The organism is Hornefia butyriciproducens (assembly GCF_009695915.1).
In the GTDB taxonomy this organism is placed as follows: Bacteria; Bacillota; Clostridia; order Peptostreptococcales; family Anaerovoracaceae; genus Aminicella; species Aminicella butyriciproducens.
The window spans coordinates 24,922-40,125 of the sequence record NZ_VUMZ01000007.1 but is presented as its reverse complement, the minus strand read 5'-3'; the positions used below and the strand labels follow the sequence as shown (position 1 = coordinate 40,125).

Here is a 15,204-nt window from a genome sequence, read left to right as displayed (position 1 = left end):
TTTTGTGAAGGCGGGGAAACTCGAACCACACAAGAAGGGAGTACAATACAATGACAATGACAGATCCGATTGCGGATATGCTTACAAGAATCAGAAACGCAAACTCCGTTGGTCATGAGTCCGTTGAAATCCCGGCGTCCAAGATGAAGAAGGCAATCGCGCAGATTCTTCTGGACGAGGGCTACATCGAGAACTTCGAGGTGATCGACGACGGCGTTCAGGGCACCATCAAGGTCACACTTAAGTATGGCGCCAACAAAGAAAGAGTAATCAGCGGAATCAAGAAGATTTCCAAGCCGGGCCTCAAGGTCTATGCGAAGGCAAGCGACGTTCCAAGAGTTCTGGGCGGACTCGGTATCGCGGTTATTTCCACATCCAGTGGAATCATCAGCGACAAGAAGGCCAGAGAACTGGGTGTCGGCGGCGAAGTAATCTGTTATGTTTGGTAGGAGGTAGCGAATATGTCAAGAATAGGCAGAAAACCTGTAACGCTTCCTGCCGGAGTAGAGGTCAAGGTAGATGACAAAAATGTCGTTACCGTGAAAGGCCCCAAGGGAGAACTGGAGCAGCAGGTAAACGAAAGAATCAAGGTTGAGGTCGGTGAAGGTGAAATCAGACTTTCCAGACCGACGGACAACAGAAACGACAGGGCTCAGCACGGCCTGAGCAGAGCTCTGATCCAGAATATGGTCACCGGTGTTACAAGCGGTTATGAGAAGAAGCTGCAGATCATCGGCGTCGGATACAGAGCAGAGAAAAAAGGAAATAAGCTTGTCATGAATCTGGGATTTTCTCATCCGGTAGAGATGGAGGATCCGGAGGGCATCACAACAGAAACGCCGGATGCAAACACGGTCGTCGTTAAGGGCATCGACAAAGCTCTGGTAGGAAACTACGCGGCGAACATCCGCTCCTGGAGAAAGCCGGAGCCGTATAAGGGCAAGGGCATTCGCTATGAGGGCGAGCGTGTACGCAGAAAAGAAGGCAAGACCGGAGCTAAGGCATAGAAAGGAGTGAAGCAAGATGGCAAAAGAAAGCAGAAATGACAGGCGTCTGAAAAGACATGCCAGAGTCAGAAAAAACTTAATCGGAACTCCTGAAAAGCCAAGACTTTGTGTATTCAGATCCAACAAGAATATCTCCTGCCAGATCATCGATGATGAAAACCACAAGACTCTGGCAGCGGCGTCTACTGTGGACAAGGAGCTGAAGGCCGAAATCGGCTGCGGCGGAAACAGGGAAGCAGCCAGAAAAGTTGGAGAAGCTATTGCAAAGAGGGCGCTTGCCAAAGGCATCGAAGAGGTTGCCTTTGACAGAGGCGGTTTCCTGTATCACGGAAGAGTGAAGGAACTGGCTGAGGGCGCTCGCGAGGGCGGATTGAAATTCTAACAGGAGGAAAATAATGCGTAATATTATTGATGCTTCCAAGCTGGATCTGAACGAAACCATCGTAAACATCAGACGCGTTGCCAAGACGGTTAAGGGTGGAAAGAACATGAGATTCTCCGTTACCGTGGTTGTCGGCGACAAAAACGGCTATGTCGGCGTTGGTCTCGGAAAGGCGCAGGAGATTCCTGAGGCAGTCAGAAAAGCGACGGAAGATGCAAAGAAAAATCTGATTTATGTTCCGACTGTCGGAACCACAATTCCACACAGGAACGTAGGCGTTTTCGGTGCGGGAAGAGTTATCCTGATGCCTGCTGCACAGGGTACCGGAGTAATTGCCGGATCGTCTGCCCGTACAGTTCTGGAAGCGGCCGGAATCAAGGACGTCAGAGCGAAATCCGTCGGATCCGACAATGCGGGGAATATCGCGTATGCAACCCTGGAGGGTCTGAAGAACATGATGACAGTCGAGAAGGTGGCGAAGCTGAGAGGCAAGTCGCCGGAGGAAATTTTGAGATAGGAGGAGACGCAGAATGGCTGGTAAGTTGAAAATCACTTTAACAAAGAGCACAATTGGCGCTTCCCCCAAGCAGAAGAAAGTAGTCGAAGCGTTAGGACTCAGAAAGATGCATCATTCCGTTGAGCTTGAGGATACACCGGCGACGCGCGGTGCGGTCAGGAAAGTTTCGCATCTTGTAACTGTAGAAGAAGTATAGATTGGAGGTGCGAGAATATGAAACTTCATGAACTGAATGCGCCTGCCGGATCAGGGAAAAACCGTAAGAGAAGAGGCCGCGGAACAGCTACCGGACAGGGAAAAACCGGCGGCAGAGGAATGAACGGCCAGAAATCCAGAAGCGGCGGCGGAGTCAGACTCGGATTTGAAGGCGGACAGATGCCTCTTTACAGACGTCTGCCGAAGAGAGGCTTCACGAATATTTTCGGAACGGAATATACCGTACTGAACGTCAGTGACCTCGCGCGGTTTGAGGCCGGCACAGAAGTAACGCCGGAACTGCTTGCGGAATTGGGAATGGTGAAGCAGGTAAAGGACGGAATCAAAATTCTTGGTGACGGCGAACTGAAGAACAGCCTTACAGTCAAGGCGCATAAATTCAGCAAGGGCGCTGTTGAAAAAATCGAAGCTGCGGGAGGAAAGGCAGAGGTGATCTGATATGGAGATGTTCAAAACGATTTCCCAGGCCCTTAAAGTCAAGGAAATTCGTGGCAAGCTGATCTTCACATTACTGATGCTGGTTGTTTTCCGGATCGGGTCCAATATCCCGGTGCCGGGAATCAACAGAACATACCTTGCGCAGATGTTCAGCGGAGATAACATGGGTCTGTTTGAACTGTTCAACCTGTTTTCAGGCGGATCGTTCAATAACTTCACCATCTTCGCGCTGAGCATCACGCCATACATTACCGCATCGATCATTATACAGCTGTTGACGATCGCTTTTCCATACTTTGAGCGTCTCGCGAAAGAGGGAATGGAAGGCCGGAAAAAGATGGCGCAGATCACCCGCTATCTGACGGTGGCGCTGGCACTGGTTCAGGGCCTGGGTCTGACAGTCGGTCTTTTCCGGAAGACCATCATCGATCAGAACTGGTTCACGTTCGTGGTGATTACCCTGATCCTGACCGCCGGAACCACATTCCTGATGTGGCTCGGTGAACAGATCAATGAATACGGCATAGGAAACGGTATTTCGCTGCTGATCTTCGGCGGAATCGTAGCCAGAATTCCCAGCGGTGTCGCGAGCATATGGAATAAATACTCCGATGGATCCATGTCCATCATCACGGTTATTCTGTTCATCGTGTTTGGACTGCTGGTCATCATGGGCGTCATTGAGATTCAGCAGGGCACCAGAAGAATTCCGGTGCAGTACGCCAAGAGAGTCGTGGGACGGAAGATGTATGGCGGACAGTCCACACACATTCCTCTGAAGGTCAATCAGGCCGGAGTAATTCCGATTATCTTCGCCCTGTCCATCCTTCAGTTCCCGCTGACGATTATGTACTTCTTCCCGAATACTGCATTTTACAGTTTCTGCGAGAAGTACCTGTCGCCGGGAGGCAATCCGGGCGTCTGGGTGTATGCCGTACTGAACGTGCTGCTGATCATCTTCTTCAACTACTTCTATACCGCGGTTACCTTTAATCCGGTGGAAGTGGCGCAGAATATGAAGGCGAACGGCGGATTTATTCCGGGCATCCGTCCGGGAAAGGCCACCGTGGAATATCTGAATCGGGTGATGTCGAGAATTTCCATCGTCGGCGCACTGTTCCTGGCAGTCATTGCGACGATGCCGACAGTGCTGTCGGAGTACACCGGACTGGATATCCGCTTCGGCGGTACGTCGCTGCTGATTGCGGTCGGCGTTGCGTTGGATACGATGAGGCAGCTCGAGAATCAGATGGTAATGCGGAATTACCAGGGATTTTTGAAATAAAATGGAAAATGATGAAATAGAACGTGGGGTTTCGCGGAGCGGCTGCTCCCGAAACTCCGGCAGGGAGATACAGAGAAAATGCTGAGAACTATTTTGTTAGGTCCTCCGGGAGCCGGAAAGGGAACGCAGGCGGACAGAATCGTCGAGAAATATGACGTTCCGCATATTTCCACCGGAGACATTTTTAGAGAAAATATCAAGAATGGAACGGAGCTTGGAAAAAAAGCACAGGAATACATGAACAGGGGCGAACTCGTGCCGGATGATCTGGTGGTGGAAATCGCCACGGATCGCCTTCTGAAGGACGATTGCCGTGAAAAGGGATTCCTGCTGGACGGATTTCCGAGAACCGTTTATCAGGCAGAGAAGCTGGATGAATTCCTCGCTGCCCATGGACACAGGCTGGACAAGGTCATCGATCTCGAGGTCGGTGAAGCTGAACTGATGAAGAGACTGACTGGCCGCAGAGTCTGTAAAGTCTGCGGAGCAAGCTACCACATTGTTAACATTCCTCCTGCTAAGGAGGGAGTTTGCGACAAATGCGGAGGCGAGCTGATCCAGAGAGCGGATGATAATGAAGAAACCGCGAAGAACCGTATCGATGTATACAACAGAGAGACGGCTCCGCTGGTGGATTATTATGAAAAGGCCGGGGTTCTGGCAAGAATCGACGGCGCCGCACCGCTGGAAGAGACATTCGGGAGCATTACAGCTGCTCTGGAGGAGTAGTAATAGCATGATCGTCTTGAAATCACCAGAAGAAATCGAACTGATGCGGACGGCCGGAAAAGTGAATCTGGAGATCTTTGAAGGTCTGAAACAGTTCATCCGGCCGGGAACCACAACGATGGACATCGACCGTTATGTGGAAGAGGCTGTGAAGAGTCACGGCATGATCGCATCAGAAAAAGGATACTGCGGATTTCCCGCCAATGTATGCACCTCGGTGAACGAGGAGGTCGTTCACGGAATCCCCAGCAAGGACAGAGTGCTGAACGAGGGCGACATCGTCAGCGTGGATCTGGTCGTGGAATACGAGCATTATATGGCAGATTCCTGCAGAACCTTCGGCGTCGGGAAAATCAGCGACGAGGCGCAGCACCTGATCGATACCGCAGAACGATCCTTCTTTGAAGGAATCCGGTTTGCGAAGGAAGGCTGCCGGCTCCATGATATCTCTCACAGAATTCAGGAAATCGTTGAAGGCGAAGGGTTCGGCGTGATTCGTGACTACACCGGACACGGTATCGGAAGCGAAATGCACGAGGATCCGCCGATTCCCAATTACGGGAAAGACGGAAAGGGCCCCCGACTGCAGAAGGGCATGACGCTGGCCATCGAGCCGATGATCGTGCAGGGCTCCTATGAAACGGAGACGCTGCTGAACAACTGGACTGTCGTTACAGAAGACGGCGGATGGGCCGCACACTATGAGAATACCGTGGCAATCACCGATGGTGAACCGGATATACTCACGATTTAAAGAGAGGTGTAAATCATGGCGAAAAAGGACGTCATAGAAGCGATCGGAACCGTTGTGGAAGCCCAGCCAAACGCAATGTTCCGCGTTAAGCTGGAAAACGGTTTCGAGGTACTCGCGCATATCTCCGGAAAAATCCGGATGAACTATATCCGAATTCTGCCGGGTGACAAAGTAAAGGTGGAGCTTTCACCGTATGATCTGACTCGTGGAAGAATCATCTGGAGAGATAAAGGAAATTAATTCTGATATGTTTCATACCGGAAATACCGAGGAACATAAGCGAACGGAGGTTTTAAAATGAAAGTAAGAGCTTCAGTAAAACCGATCTGTGAAAAGTGCAAGGTCATTAAAAGACACGGCAAACTCATGGTAATCTGTGAGAATCCGAAGCACAAGCAGAGACAGGGTTAGGATTGTCACGGCCGTTCAGGCCGGATCGAACCCCTGAAAACCGGGTTTTGTACAAAAGCCCGCGGTGCCAGGATCGCGGGAATATATAAATTTTTTTCAGAATGCCTGTCTATATCACCCTGGATTTGTGACGGAAGATAGGAGAAGGAGGAAACGTATGGCACGTATAGCCGGTGTCGATTTACCAAGAGACAAAAGAGTAGAGATCGGATTGACCTACATCTACGGAATTGGCAGAACATCAGCGAAGAACATCCTTGAGAAGGCGGGAGTGAATCCTGACACGAGAGTGAAGGATCTGACCGAGGAGGAAGCAGGAAAGATCAGAAGGATCATCGATAACGATTACATGGTCGAGGGTGATCTCAGAAGAGAGACTTCCATGAACATCAAGCGTCTGATGGAGATCGGAAGTTACAGAGGTATCAGACATAGAAGAGGTCTGCCTGTCAGAGGACAGAAGACCAAGACCAATGCGAGAACCCGCAAGGGTCCGAAGAAAACAGTAGGAAGAAAGAAGAAGGAAGGAGGACGCTAATATGGCTAAGGCAGGAAAGAAAAACGTCAGAAGAAAGAAAATCCAGCGTAAGAATGTAGAAAAAGGCCAGGCTCATATCCAGTCCACCTTTAACAATACACTGGTTACGCTGACCGATATGGACGGAAACGCACTGTCCTGGTCCAGCGCGGGCTCACTGGGCTTCAAAGGTTCCAAGAAATCCACTCCGTTTGCAGCGCAGATGGCTGCGGAGGAAGCGACGAAAGCCGCGATGGAGCACGGTCTCAAAACCGTTGAAGTTTACGTAAAGGGACCGGGATCCGGAAGAGAAGCGGCGATTCGTGCGCTGCAGGCGGCAGGTCTTCAGATCACGATGATCAAGGACATCACGCCGATTCCGCATAACGGATGCCGTCCGCCGAAGAGAAGAAGAGTCTGATTAGAAGGGAGGAGTAAGAACATATGGCAAGATATACAGCCGCTAACTGCAGGCTTTGCAGAAGAGAAGGTCAGAAGCTTTTCCTGAAGGGCGACAGATGCTACGGAGCAAAGTGCGCACTTGAGAGAAAGAATTACGCTCCCGGACAGCACGGTCAGGGCAGAAAGAAAACGTCAGAATACGGACTGCAGCTGAGAGAAAAGCAGAAGGCCAAGAGATTTTACGGACTGCAGGAGACGCAGTTCAGAAACCTGTTTGAGAAAGCTGCCTCCAGAAAGGGAGTTACCGGTGACAACCTGCTGATCCTGCTGGAGAGCAGACTTGATAATGTGGTTTACAGACTGGGACTGGCTTCCTCCAGAAAGGAAGCGAGACAGCTGATCGTACACAGCCACTTCACACTGAATGGCAAGAAGGTCAATTCGCCGGGTCTGGAAGTCAAGGCCGGAGACGTGATCAAGGTGAAGGAAAAGAGCCAGAGCTCACCGAAATTCAAGGAAATCAAGGACATGCAGATTACTGTACCTTCCTGGCTGACGGTCGATACCGAAAAGCTGGAGGGAAAGGTGGTTGCACTGCCGACGAGAGCCGACATTGATACGCCGATCGCTGAACATCTGATCGTCGAGTTGTATTCCAAATAAAGCATAACCTGATGTTACTGCAACTGGAATTAATAGGAGGTTTTGATTCATGATAGAAATCGAAAAACCAACGATATCAAAGGAAATCAGCGAAGACGGCACCTACGGCAAATTTGTGGTTGAGCCGCTGGAAAGAGGCTACGGCACGACGCTGGGCAACTGCATGAGAAGAATTCTTCTCAGCTCGCTGCCGGGCGCGGCGGTCACTTCCGTGAAGATTGACGGTATCCTTCATGAATTCTCAACGATTCCCGGCGTCAAGGAAGACGTTACGGAGATTATTCTGAATCTGAAGAAACTGGCGGTCAAGCTTACCGGTGATGAGACAAAGAGAGTGATCATCAATGCGGTGGGTCCGAAGGAAGTGACGGCGGCCGATATCATCGGCGACACCGAGATGGAGATCTTCAATCCCGATCTTCATATCGCGACACTGGAGGAGGACGCGGCACTGGTCATGGAGATCAACCTGGCCCGAGGACGCGGATATGTTCCGGCGGAGATGAACAAAACGGAGAACACTCCGATTTCAGTCATTCCGGTAGACTCCATTTACACTCCGGTGCGCAGGGTGAACTACACCGTGGAGAACACCAGAGTCGGACAGGTTACAGACTATGACCGGCTGGTTCTGGAAATCTGGACGGACGGTTCCATCACGCCGGAGGAAGGCGTGTCCATCGGCGCCAAGATCATGCAGGAGCATCTGAATCTCTTCATCCAGCTGGATGATACGGCAGACAGCCTGGAGATCATGATCGAGAAGGAGGAGGATCAGAAGGAGAAGGCTCTGGAGATGACAATCGAGGAACTGGAACTTTCCGTTCGTTCCTTCAACTGTCTGAAGAGAGCTTCCATCAATACCGTGGAGGAATTGACGGAGCGTACCGAGGAAGATATGATGAAGGTCAGAAACCTCGGCAAGAAATCTCTGGATGAGGTTAAGAATAAGCTGGAAGAACTGGGTCTCAGCCTGAAACCCAGCGACGAGTAGTTAGAAGAAAGGAGCATAGAGATGCCGGGATATAGAAAACTGGGCAGAAATTCGGCTCATAGGAAGGCGATGCTGAGAAATCTCGTGACTGACCTGTTCAGAGAAGAGAGGATCTCCACGACTGACACCAGAGCCAAGGAAGCCAGAAGAGAAGCCGAAAAACTCATCACTCTGGCGAAGCGCGGCGATCTCCACGCAAGGAGACAGGTGCTGAGCTACATTTACGATGAGTCTGTTGTGACCAAGCTGTTCGAGGAAATCGGACCCAGGTATGCAGACAGAAACGGCGGATATACCAGAATCCTGAAGCTGGGTCCCCGCAGAGGCGATGCGGCCGAGATGGTATTCCTCGAGCTGGTATAGCGCGTTATAACACGCTATGGCGGCGGAGAGAGCTGAATAAGAAGACGAAGAAAAGGACTGCTGCGGTTGCGGCGGTCCTTTTTTGAGCGTCTCCCTTTTTTCAGGATTGACAGGTGCACCGGACCTATTTACGCCGGCATCATTCCTGCGATTCGGTTTCTTTCGGTTCAGCCTGCGGTTCCCGGTGTTCGGATGCAATCCGGACGATCTGATCATATTTGTCCAGGATCTTCGGATAGTTCTCATGAACGTGGGGGAACATGCATCCGCTGCAGTCCTTGAACCCGTTTTCCGTGTACTTGAAATTTCCTCCGCATTCCGAGCCCAGGGCGTAAAGCGGACAGTAGCAGAAGAGGCAGTTGAACTTCTCCGGTTTGCTGGTATTGTGGCAGGGGAAAAATTCACATTCTTTGTGCTGGAAAAAGGTAAACTTTTTCTCCAGTAGTTCTTTGATTTCTTTGTCTGTCATAATAAACCTCCATGTGATTTCTACTATATCAATTCCGGCTGGAATCGTCAAGCGGAGGAAAAACGGAAGGGTACATAGTCTGCGTGAGAAAATTGACAGAACACGGAGATATGTAGTAAGATAAACAGTGCCGGTTCATTGAGCTCCATCGGACTTAATGAGCGCCGAATATTACAGATATTCAGCGGCGCCGGCGGGTGACGGAAGAAAGGAAATCCATGTTTAAAGACGGAATCGGTGAAAGTTCCGAGTTTTCAGGGTTTCATCCCTGGGTTAATCTTATCTATTACATATTGGCCATTGGAATAACAATGTTTTCGCTGTCGCCGTGGTTTCTGGCGGCGACCTTTGTGCTGTCATGGACGTACTCTGTCCTGCTGAAGGGGCGCGGAACCGTGAAACTGAACCTGATTTTCAGTTTCTGGACGCTGGTGCTGATGGCGGTGATCAATGTGTTTTTTACTCATGAGGGCGTCACCGTACTTTTTTATCTCAACGACAACGCGATCACGATGGAGGCGTTCATCTTCGGCCTCAGTGCTGCGGTAATGCTGGTGTCAGTGATCATCTGGTTCGTCAGCTTCAATGTGGTCATGAGCGCGGATAAACTCATTTTCATCTTCGGGCGGGCCGCGCCCGTGCTGGGTCTGACTTTGTCCATGATATTCCGCTATGTGCCGCTCCTGAAGGAGCGTTTTGCGGAGATCCGCATGGGACAGGCCTGTCTGACCGGAAATCAGAAGAAGAGCAGGATCGCGCGGATCCGGCAGTTCGGGAAGGAACTTTCCATTCTCGTCTCATGGTCGCTGGAGTCCTCCATTGAGAGTGCGGATTCTATGGAGGCCAGAGGCTACGGCCTGCGGGGGCGCACCAGCTTTCATCTTTATCGGTTCACAAAGAGAGATCTGCTGCTTCTGCTTGTGATGTGCGGTCTCGGCGCGGTCGTCATTACGGGCGCAGTGATGGGAAAAACGACCGTCTGGTTCTATCCGGAGTACGTGCTTCGCCGATTCGACCTGATGACGGGGCTGACGCTGGGCGCCTATGTGCTGCTTCTGGCGCTGCCGATTCTTATTGATATCAGTGGGGAGGTCCGATGGAAACGATCCGGTTTGGCAATGTAACATTTTCATATCCGCTCTCTGACAGTCCTGCGCTGGATCGCGTGACCTTTGAGGTGCATCCGTCGGAGTTTATTGTAGTATGCGGAAAATCAGGCTGCGGCAAGACGACGCTGCTGCGGCACATGAAGAAAAATCTTATTCCCTATGGGAGAATGGAGGGGTCTGTCACCTACGGGAGTACTGAGGTTTCCGCACTGGACGATCGCAGAAACGCATCCGAAATCGGCTTTGTACAGCAGAACCCGGACAATCAGATCGTCACAGATAAAGTCTGGCATGAACTGGCGTTCGGACTGGAAAGTCTGGGGCTGGACAATCGGACCATCAAACGACGCGTGGCTGAGATGGCCAGCTATTTCGGGATTCAGGCCTGGTTCCGCAGAGACGTGAGCCAGCTGTCCGGCGGGCAGAAACAGCTGCTGAACCTCGCGTCGATCATGGCCATGCAGCCAAAGCTTCTGGTCCTGGACGAGCCGACCTCGCAGCTGGATCCCATCGCTGCGTCAGAATTTCTGCAGACGATTTACAAAATCAACCGGGATCTCGGAACTACCGTTATCCTTTCGGAGCATCGTCTGGAGGAGGCGTTTACCATGGCTGACAAAGTCCTGGTCATGGATCGGGGAAGAATCATCGCTTATGACGATCCCCGGCGCATCGGCCGGCTGATGTCCGGTAACGGAGACAACAGCCGCCATCCCATGTTCTACGGGCTTCCTTCAGTGACCCGGATCTTCTATTCCGCGGGAGGAGAGGGCGAGAGTCCGCTGACCATCCGTGAAGGAAGACTCTGGATCGACGAGGAGATGCGCCGGACTGGGAAGGAACCGGGAAAGGGAATCCCTCTGTGGCAGAAGGGAACCGGAAAAGAAGAGAAACCGAGGAAAATCAAGGATCCGGCAATCCATATGGAAAATATCTGGTATCGTTACGACCGGAACTCCCAGGATGTCCTTCGGGGACTGACGATGGATGTGGAGAAGGGACAGCTCTTTTGTATCCTCGGCGGAAACGGCGTAGGAAAGAGCACGACGCTGAAGGCGATCGCCGGGATCGTGAAGCCCCAGCGAGGAAAAATTGAGGTGAACGGACGTCTGGCCATGCTGCCTCAGAATCCGCAGGCGCTGTTCACAGAGGTCTGTGTGGAGGACGAGCTGCTGGAGGTCCTGCATGGCGAAAAAGGTACAGACAGAGAAAAAGTGGAAAAGGTTGTGGATATGCTTCGTCTCATGGAGATCGAACATCTCCGGAAGGCACATCCCTACGACCTGTCAGGAGGGGAGCAGCAGCGACTGGCGCTCGGGAAGGTTCTGCTGGCGGATCCGGAGGTGATTCTTCTGGACGAGGCCACCAAGGGTCTGGATCCCTTCTTTAAAATCACCCTTGCGAAGGTTCTGAAGAAACTGACCGATGCGGGCAGGACTTTGTTCATGGTGTCCCATGATATCGAGTTCTGCGCGGAGTACGGCGACTGCTGCGCCATGTTTTTCGACGGAGGAATCGTGTCTGCCGGCCCGCCGAAGGAGTTCTTCCCGGGAAACAATTTCTATACAACGACGGCAAACCGTATGGCGCGGGATTACTTCCCTGAAGCTGTCACATGGGAGGAGGTGGCGAAATGCGTCGGGGATTCGATCTGACTCAGTATGAGGCCGCGGCCAGAAAACGTACCGCCGTTTCCGCATTTCTGATTCTCGGCGTAATTCCTGTTACCGTGCTGGGAGGAAGTTTCCTGCTGGGCTCGGACCTGTATATGATTGGCAGCATCCTGATTGTGATCTATACGATGATTCCTTTTTTCATGGTGTTCGAACGGAGAAAGCCCAAGGCCCGGGAGATCGTCCTGATTGCGATGATGGCTGCCCTGACGGTGGTGATCCATCTCTTCTTTCATCTGACCGTTCCGATTCAGGCGGGGACAGCCATGATCATCATTTCCGGAATTTCGCTGGGCCCGGAGGCGGGCTTCATGATCGGTGCACTGGCGCGGTTCGTCTGCAACTTCTACATGGGACAGGGTCCGTGGACGCCGTGGCAGATGTTCTGCTGGGGTCTGCTGGGATTTCTGGCGGGGCTTGCCTTCAACAAAGTAAACTACGAGGAGATCCGGGATCGGGGGTTCCGTGACGAGCTTGCCTCGCGGAGCCTGCGGATGGTGATGGGGCCGGTGCTCTGCATCGCCTTTGCGCTGGCGGCAGCGTACATCTGTTATCTGATCTGGCCGGGAAAAGACCAGACCTTTTTTGGCTGGCGGCTTTATGTGTTCGGGGTGGCCGGCCTTCTGGGCGGTCTGCTGGTGCAGAGAAAACGGCTCTCCGTGGACGGACTGACCATGGCTCTGTTCACATTCTTTGTGACCTTCATCGTGTACGGCGGGATCATGAATATCTGCGCGATGGTGACCTCAGCCGCCATGCCGGGCGGACGGCCGGTGAGCCTGAACACGCTGCGGATTCTCTATATCTCCGGAGCACCCTACGATGCGGTTCACGCCGGCGGTGCCGCGGTGTTCATCTTCTTTTTCGGGGATATGTTTATCAAAAAACTGGAAAGAATCAAGATCAAATACGGGATTTACAGGTGACGACATGGAGAGGAAAATTTTTCTTGCGACGTTTTCAGACGACGCGCTGAAGGTGATAAAAAAATACGGTATCGGCATTGAATTCAACCAGTTCTGCATTTCTCAGACTCTGGATGAGGACAAGATCGACCGGACGATAGGCGCGATGCAGAAGGAAATGAAGGAATGCGGGATTTCGGACGAGCGCGGCGCGATTGTTCACGGACCCTTCACCGAACTCTGTCCGCAGTCCATCGACCCGCTCTTTGTGGATCTCGCCATGAAACGCTTCGAGCAGGCCTACGAAGGCTGCCGGCGGCTGGGACTGAAACGTCTGGTAGTACATTCCGGATTCATTCCGCTGATTTATTTTCCGGTCTGGCATGTGAAGCAGTCGGTGAAATTCTGGAGCAGATTTATGGAGGACAAGCCGGAGGATTTCACAATCTACATTGAAAATGTGCTGGATTCGGAGCCGGAGTCACTGACGGAAATTGTATCGCAGATAGACGATCCGCGTGTGAAGCTCTGCCTTGATGTGGGTCATGCCAACGTTGTGACGGAGCCTGAGTACAGTGTCACGGACTGGATACGGATAATGGGACCCCGGCTGGGACACTTTCATCTTCATAACAACGACGGAAGCAGCGACCAGCACGGACCGCTTACCTCGGGAAGCCTGAACATGAAGGAAATTCTGGCGGCAATCGACGATTACTGTGATCCCTCAGCAACTCTGACCATAGAGAGCAGGGAGTGCGACGAGAGCGTTGTCTGGTTGCTGAAGCAGTGAGGGAATTTCCTCTTGACGAAAGGGGAGATATCCGATACAATTAAAGTGCAATTGAAAATGCGTTTCGCGTTCTTCCACACGGAAGCTAAGAGGGAATCAGGTTGAACGCCTGAGCGGTCCCGCCACTGTAGTTGGAGAGCCAGGTCGCAGGATGCCACTGGGAAACCGGGAAGGCGCGGCCGGCGATGATCCATAAGCCAGGAGACCTGCGCGAAAGCGTTTCTGGTCGGCGGTGAACCGATGGCAGAAACATATGCATCAGCGAATACGGGCTGTGGGCAGACCCACAGTCCTTTATACTATCTGAGGATAGTACGGATTACGGGGAGCCCCAATTGCTTTTCATTCTTTTTTCATTTTGAGGCAGGCCCCGTCACCCTGCCTCGTTTGCTGTAGCAGGGAAGAAGCGGAGAGCGCAGGAATGTCAGAAAGGGGAAGAGTTATGGAAGATGAATTGTTGAAGAAGGCAAAGAGAAGGAAAATAAGGACGATCGCTGTTCTCGTGATTGTCGCTCTTGCGGCAACTTCGGCGGTTTTCGGTCTGAGTATTAAAAGCGCACGGGCGGAAAAGGCGAAGGCTGCAGCGGCACAGGAATCCACTGAGACTCAGGCCGCGGCTGATTCCGGTGCGGCGGAGAAAAAATCAACATCTTCGAAGGAAAAGAAGGACAAGGCCGCTGTGAAAAAGGTGGACAAGTTGATCGCTGCGATCGGCGATCCTGACAAGGTGACACTGGACAGCAAGGACGCCATTCAGAAGGCGAAAAAAGCGTATGACAAGCTCAGCAAAGACCAGAAGGAGATCGTGGAGAACAAAGAGGTTCTGACTGCGGCTCTGGAGAACTATCGGAAACTGGTCAAGGAAAAGAAGGCTGAAGCGGCAGAGAAAAACAGCAGCTCCTCGTCGGCAAGTACGGCGGCTGCGAAATCCGTGACCATCAGCATCGAATGCAAGGATCTTGCGAATGACATGTCAAGGCTGAAGGAGCCCGCCAAGAAAAAGTATATTCCGTCAAACGGCATCATTCTGCCGGTTACAAAGTATCAGTTCAAGAGCGGTGAAACCGTTTACGACGCGCTGAAATCCGTTTGTAGATCCCACGGCATCGCATACATCAAGAAGGACGCGGGCGCTTATGACGGCGTGTATATCAGCTCCATCGGGCATCTCGCGGAATTTGACGGAGGCAAAAACAGCGGCTGGCTGTACTACGTGAACGGAGTCACGCCGAATTACACCTGCTCCAAATACAAGCTGAAGAATGGCGATGTGATCAAGTGGCACTATACCGTCAATTACACAAAGGAGTAGACAAGTGCGCTGCAGGTGCAGTGCGGCAGAATCTAACGACAGAACAAGAGAGAGGCGAGGAGCGCCGCCGGAACATGGCGGAGGCGCTCCGGCTCTTTTTTTGTGCTAAAGGCAGAGCAAAGACAGAACAAATGTGATAGAATAATAGATAGTTTCTGCTCGTTAAGTCCCCGTCGGATTTAATGGGCGCTGACGGCAGTCTGTCAGCAGCGCCGCGGTGCACAATCCAATGAACGGATGAGCACGCATCAGGCAGACAAATGAA

General features: G+C 51.9%; 22 protein-coding genes and 1 riboswitch. Of the genes, 21 read left to right on the top strand and 1 reads right to left on the bottom strand.

What is annotated here, in order from left to right; genetic code table 11:
* The first annotated feature begins 50 nt into the window (after window positions 1–50).
* From rpsH to rplQ, 16 genes are all read left to right on the top strand, one after another.
* Window positions 51–449 (top strand): 30S ribosomal protein S8, encoded by a 399-nt coding sequence (gene rpsH / locus FYJ64_RS08020; protein WP_154574651.1) that lies wholly within the window; start codon window positions 51–53, stop codon window positions 447–449.
* A 12-nt stretch (window positions 450–461) separates the two neighbouring features.
* Window positions 462–1,007: a 50S ribosomal protein L6 gene (gene rplF / locus FYJ64_RS08015; protein WP_154574650.1), complete on the top strand. Its 546-nt coding sequence runs from the start codon at window positions 462–464 to the stop codon at window positions 1,005–1,007.
* A gap of 16 nt (window positions 1,008–1,023) precedes the next feature.
* Window positions 1,024–1,389 carry a 50S ribosomal protein L18 gene (gene rplR / locus FYJ64_RS08010; protein WP_154574649.1) on the top strand — a complete coding sequence of 122 codons (366 nt, stop codon included), beginning with the start codon at window positions 1,024–1,026 and terminating at the stop codon, window positions 1,387–1,389.
* Window positions 1,390–1,402: 13 nt separating this feature from the next.
* The gene (gene rpsE, locus FYJ64_RS08005; RefSeq protein ID WP_154574648.1) at window positions 1,403–1,906 is read left to right on the top strand and encodes a 30S ribosomal protein S5; all 504 of its coding nucleotides are present in this window, start codon (window positions 1,403–1,405) and stop codon (window positions 1,904–1,906) included.
* Between the two features lie 13 nt (window positions 1,907–1,919).
* Window positions 1,920–2,102 (top strand): 50S ribosomal protein L30, encoded by a 183-nt coding sequence (gene rpmD, locus FYJ64_RS08000; RefSeq protein ID WP_154574647.1) that lies wholly within the window; start codon window positions 1,920–1,922, stop codon window positions 2,100–2,102.
* A 17-nt stretch (window positions 2,103–2,119) separates the two neighbouring features.
* Window positions 2,120–2,560: a 50S ribosomal protein L15 gene (gene rplO / locus FYJ64_RS07995; RefSeq protein WP_154574646.1), complete on the top strand. Its 441-nt coding sequence runs from the start codon at window positions 2,120–2,122 to the stop codon at window positions 2,558–2,560.
* Between the two features lie 7 nt (window positions 2,561–2,567).
* A complete protein-coding gene (secY, locus tag FYJ64_RS07990) occupies window positions 2,568–3,845 on the top strand; it encodes a preprotein translocase subunit SecY (RefSeq protein ID WP_154574742.1) in 1,278 nt (425 codons plus the stop codon).
* Between the two features lie 81 nt (window positions 3,846–3,926).
* Window positions 3,927–4,574, top strand: a complete 648-nt coding sequence (locus FYJ64_RS07985) for an adenylate kinase (RefSeq protein WP_206045607.1) — start codon at window positions 3,927–3,929, stop codon at window positions 4,572–4,574.
* A 7-nt stretch (window positions 4,575–4,581) separates the two neighbouring features.
* Entirely contained in the window at window positions 4,582–5,328 is a 747-nt protein-coding gene (gene map, locus FYJ64_RS07980; RefSeq protein ID WP_154574644.1) for a type I methionyl aminopeptidase, read from the top strand.
* Between the two features lie 15 nt (window positions 5,329–5,343).
* On the top strand, window positions 5,344–5,568 hold the full coding sequence (gene infA, locus FYJ64_RS07975) for a translation initiation factor IF-1 (protein WP_075712674.1): 225 nt from the start codon (window positions 5,344–5,346) through the stop codon (window positions 5,566–5,568).
* Window positions 5,569–5,625: 57 nt separating this feature from the next.
* Entirely contained in the window at window positions 5,626–5,739 is a 114-nt protein-coding gene (rpmJ, locus tag FYJ64_RS07970; protein WP_075712673.1) for a 50S ribosomal protein L36, read from the top strand.
* A gap of 157 nt (window positions 5,740–5,896) precedes the next feature.
* Window positions 5,897–6,277: a 30S ribosomal protein S13 gene (rpsM, locus tag FYJ64_RS07965; protein WP_075712672.1), complete on the top strand. Its 381-nt coding sequence runs from the start codon at window positions 5,897–5,899 to the stop codon at window positions 6,275–6,277.
* Between the two features lies 1 nt (window position 6,278).
* The gene (gene rpsK, locus FYJ64_RS07960; protein ID WP_075712671.1) at window positions 6,279–6,677 is read left to right on the top strand and encodes a 30S ribosomal protein S11; all 399 of its coding nucleotides are present in this window, start codon (window positions 6,279–6,281) and stop codon (window positions 6,675–6,677) included.
* Between the two features lie 23 nt (window positions 6,678–6,700).
* Window positions 6,701–7,321 (top strand): 30S ribosomal protein S4, encoded by a 621-nt coding sequence (gene rpsD, locus FYJ64_RS07955; protein WP_075712670.1) that lies wholly within the window; start codon window positions 6,701–6,703, stop codon window positions 7,319–7,321.
* A gap of 49 nt (window positions 7,322–7,370) precedes the next feature.
* Window positions 7,371–8,315, top strand: coding sequence for a DNA-directed RNA polymerase subunit alpha (locus FYJ64_RS07950; protein WP_154574643.1), 945 nt, complete (start codon window positions 7,371–7,373; stop codon window positions 8,313–8,315).
* A gap of 21 nt (window positions 8,316–8,336) precedes the next feature.
* Window positions 8,337–8,678, top strand: a complete 342-nt coding sequence (rplQ, locus tag FYJ64_RS07945; RefSeq protein WP_075712668.1) for a 50S ribosomal protein L17 — start codon at window positions 8,337–8,339, stop codon at window positions 8,676–8,678.
* A 139-nt stretch (window positions 8,679–8,817) separates the two neighbouring features.
* On the opposite strand, the gene FYJ64_RS07940 is transcribed toward rplQ, so the two are convergent.
* Window positions 8,818–9,147, bottom strand: a complete 330-nt coding sequence (locus tag FYJ64_RS07940) for a cysteine-rich small domain-containing protein (protein WP_154574642.1) — start codon at window positions 9,145–9,147, stop codon at window positions 8,818–8,820.
* Between the two features lie 218 nt (window positions 9,148–9,365).
* On the opposite strand from FYJ64_RS07940, the gene FYJ64_RS07935 reads away from it, so the two are divergent.
* The 5 genes from FYJ64_RS07935 to FYJ64_RS07915 all read left to right on the top strand — a co-directional run bounded on the left by FYJ64_RS07935 (window position 9,366) and on the right by FYJ64_RS07915 (window position 14,939).
* The gene (locus FYJ64_RS07935; protein WP_154574641.1) at window positions 9,366–10,271 is read left to right on the top strand and encodes an energy-coupling factor transporter transmembrane component T; all 906 of its coding nucleotides are present in this window, start codon (window positions 9,366–9,368) and stop codon (window positions 10,269–10,271) included.
* Window positions 10,244–11,911, top strand: a complete 1,668-nt coding sequence (locus FYJ64_RS07930; RefSeq protein ID WP_154574640.1) for an ATP-binding cassette domain-containing protein — start codon at window positions 10,244–10,246, stop codon at window positions 11,909–11,911. Before FYJ64_RS07935 ends, FYJ64_RS07930 begins: the two co-directional genes overlap by 28 nt.
* On the top strand, window positions 11,890–12,855 hold the full coding sequence (locus FYJ64_RS07925; RefSeq protein WP_154574639.1) for an ECF transporter S component: 966 nt from the start codon (window positions 11,890–11,892) through the stop codon (window positions 12,853–12,855). The genes FYJ64_RS07930 and FYJ64_RS07925 overlap by 22 nt, the downstream gene beginning before the upstream one ends.
* A gap of 4 nt (window positions 12,856–12,859) precedes the next feature.
* Window positions 12,860–13,627, top strand: a complete 768-nt coding sequence (locus tag FYJ64_RS07920; protein WP_206045597.1) for a sugar phosphate isomerase/epimerase family protein — start codon at window positions 12,860–12,862, stop codon at window positions 13,625–13,627.
* 49 nt (window positions 13,628–13,676) lie between these two features.
* A riboswitch (cobalamin riboswitch) is annotated at window positions 13,677–13,855 on the top strand.
* 214 nt (window positions 13,856–14,069) lie between these two features.
* Window positions 14,070–14,939, top strand: coding sequence for a DUF4430 domain-containing protein (locus FYJ64_RS07915; RefSeq protein WP_206045596.1), 870 nt, complete (start codon window positions 14,070–14,072; stop codon window positions 14,937–14,939).
* Window positions 14,940–15,204: the final 265 nt, after the last annotated feature.

Excerpts from the sequence above, each read along its gene's own strand:
- rpsH (WP_154574651.1), top strand. The coding sequence starts at position 51 with ATGACAATGACAGATCCGATTGCGGATATGCTTACAAGAATCAGAAAC.
- rplF (WP_154574650.1), top strand. The coding sequence starts at position 462 with ATGTCAAGAATAGGCAGAAAACCTGTAACGCTTCCTGCCGGAGTAGAG.
- rplR (WP_154574649.1), top strand. The coding sequence starts at position 1,024 with ATGGCAAAAGAAAGCAGAAATGACAGGCGTCTGAAAAGACATGCCAGA.
- rpsE (WP_154574648.1), top strand. The coding sequence starts at position 1,403 with ATGCGTAATATTATTGATGCTTCCAAGCTGGATCTGAACGAAACCATC.
- rpmD (WP_154574647.1), top strand. The coding sequence starts at position 1,920 with ATGGCTGGTAAGTTGAAAATCACTTTAACAAAGAGCACAATTGGCGCT.
- rplO (WP_154574646.1), top strand. The coding sequence starts at position 2,120 with ATGAAACTTCATGAACTGAATGCGCCTGCCGGATCAGGGAAAAACCGT.
- secY (WP_154574742.1), top strand. The coding sequence starts at position 2,568 with ATGTTCAAAACGATTTCCCAGGCCCTTAAAGTCAAGGAAATTCGTGGC.
- map (WP_154574644.1), top strand. The coding sequence starts at position 4,582 with ATGATCGTCTTGAAATCACCAGAAGAAATCGAACTGATGCGGACGGCC.
- infA (WP_075712674.1), top strand. The coding sequence starts at position 5,344 with ATGGCGAAAAAGGACGTCATAGAAGCGATCGGAACCGTTGTGGAAGCC.
- rpmJ (WP_075712673.1), top strand. The coding sequence starts at position 5,626 with ATGAAAGTAAGAGCTTCAGTAAAACCGATCTGTGAAAAGTGCAAGGTC.
- rpsM (WP_075712672.1), top strand. The coding sequence starts at position 5,897 with ATGGCACGTATAGCCGGTGTCGATTTACCAAGAGACAAAAGAGTAGAG.
- rpsK (WP_075712671.1), top strand. The coding sequence starts at position 6,279 with ATGGCTAAGGCAGGAAAGAAAAACGTCAGAAGAAAGAAAATCCAGCGT.
- rpsD (WP_075712670.1), top strand. The coding sequence starts at position 6,701 with ATGGCAAGATATACAGCCGCTAACTGCAGGCTTTGCAGAAGAGAAGGT.
- FYJ64_RS07950 (WP_154574643.1), top strand. The coding sequence starts at position 7,371 with ATGATAGAAATCGAAAAACCAACGATATCAAAGGAAATCAGCGAAGAC.
- rplQ (WP_075712668.1), top strand. The coding sequence starts at position 8,337 with ATGCCGGGATATAGAAAACTGGGCAGAAATTCGGCTCATAGGAAGGCG.
- FYJ64_RS07940 (WP_154574642.1), bottom strand. The coding sequence starts at position 9,147 with ATGACAGACAAAGAAATCAAAGAACTACTGGAGAAAAAGTTTACCTTT.
- FYJ64_RS07935 (WP_154574641.1), top strand. The coding sequence starts at position 9,366 with ATGTTTAAAGACGGAATCGGTGAAAGTTCCGAGTTTTCAGGGTTTCAT.
- FYJ64_RS07930 (WP_154574640.1), top strand. The coding sequence starts at position 10,244 with ATGGAAACGATCCGGTTTGGCAATGTAACATTTTCATATCCGCTCTCT.
- FYJ64_RS07925 (WP_154574639.1), top strand. The coding sequence starts at position 11,890 with ATGCGTCGGGGATTCGATCTGACTCAGTATGAGGCCGCGGCCAGAAAA.
- FYJ64_RS07920 (WP_206045597.1), top strand. The coding sequence starts at position 12,860 with ATGGAGAGGAAAATTTTTCTTGCGACGTTTTCAGACGACGCGCTGAAG.
- FYJ64_RS07915 (WP_206045596.1), top strand. The coding sequence starts at position 14,070 with ATGGAAGATGAATTGTTGAAGAAGGCAAAGAGAAGGAAAATAAGGACG.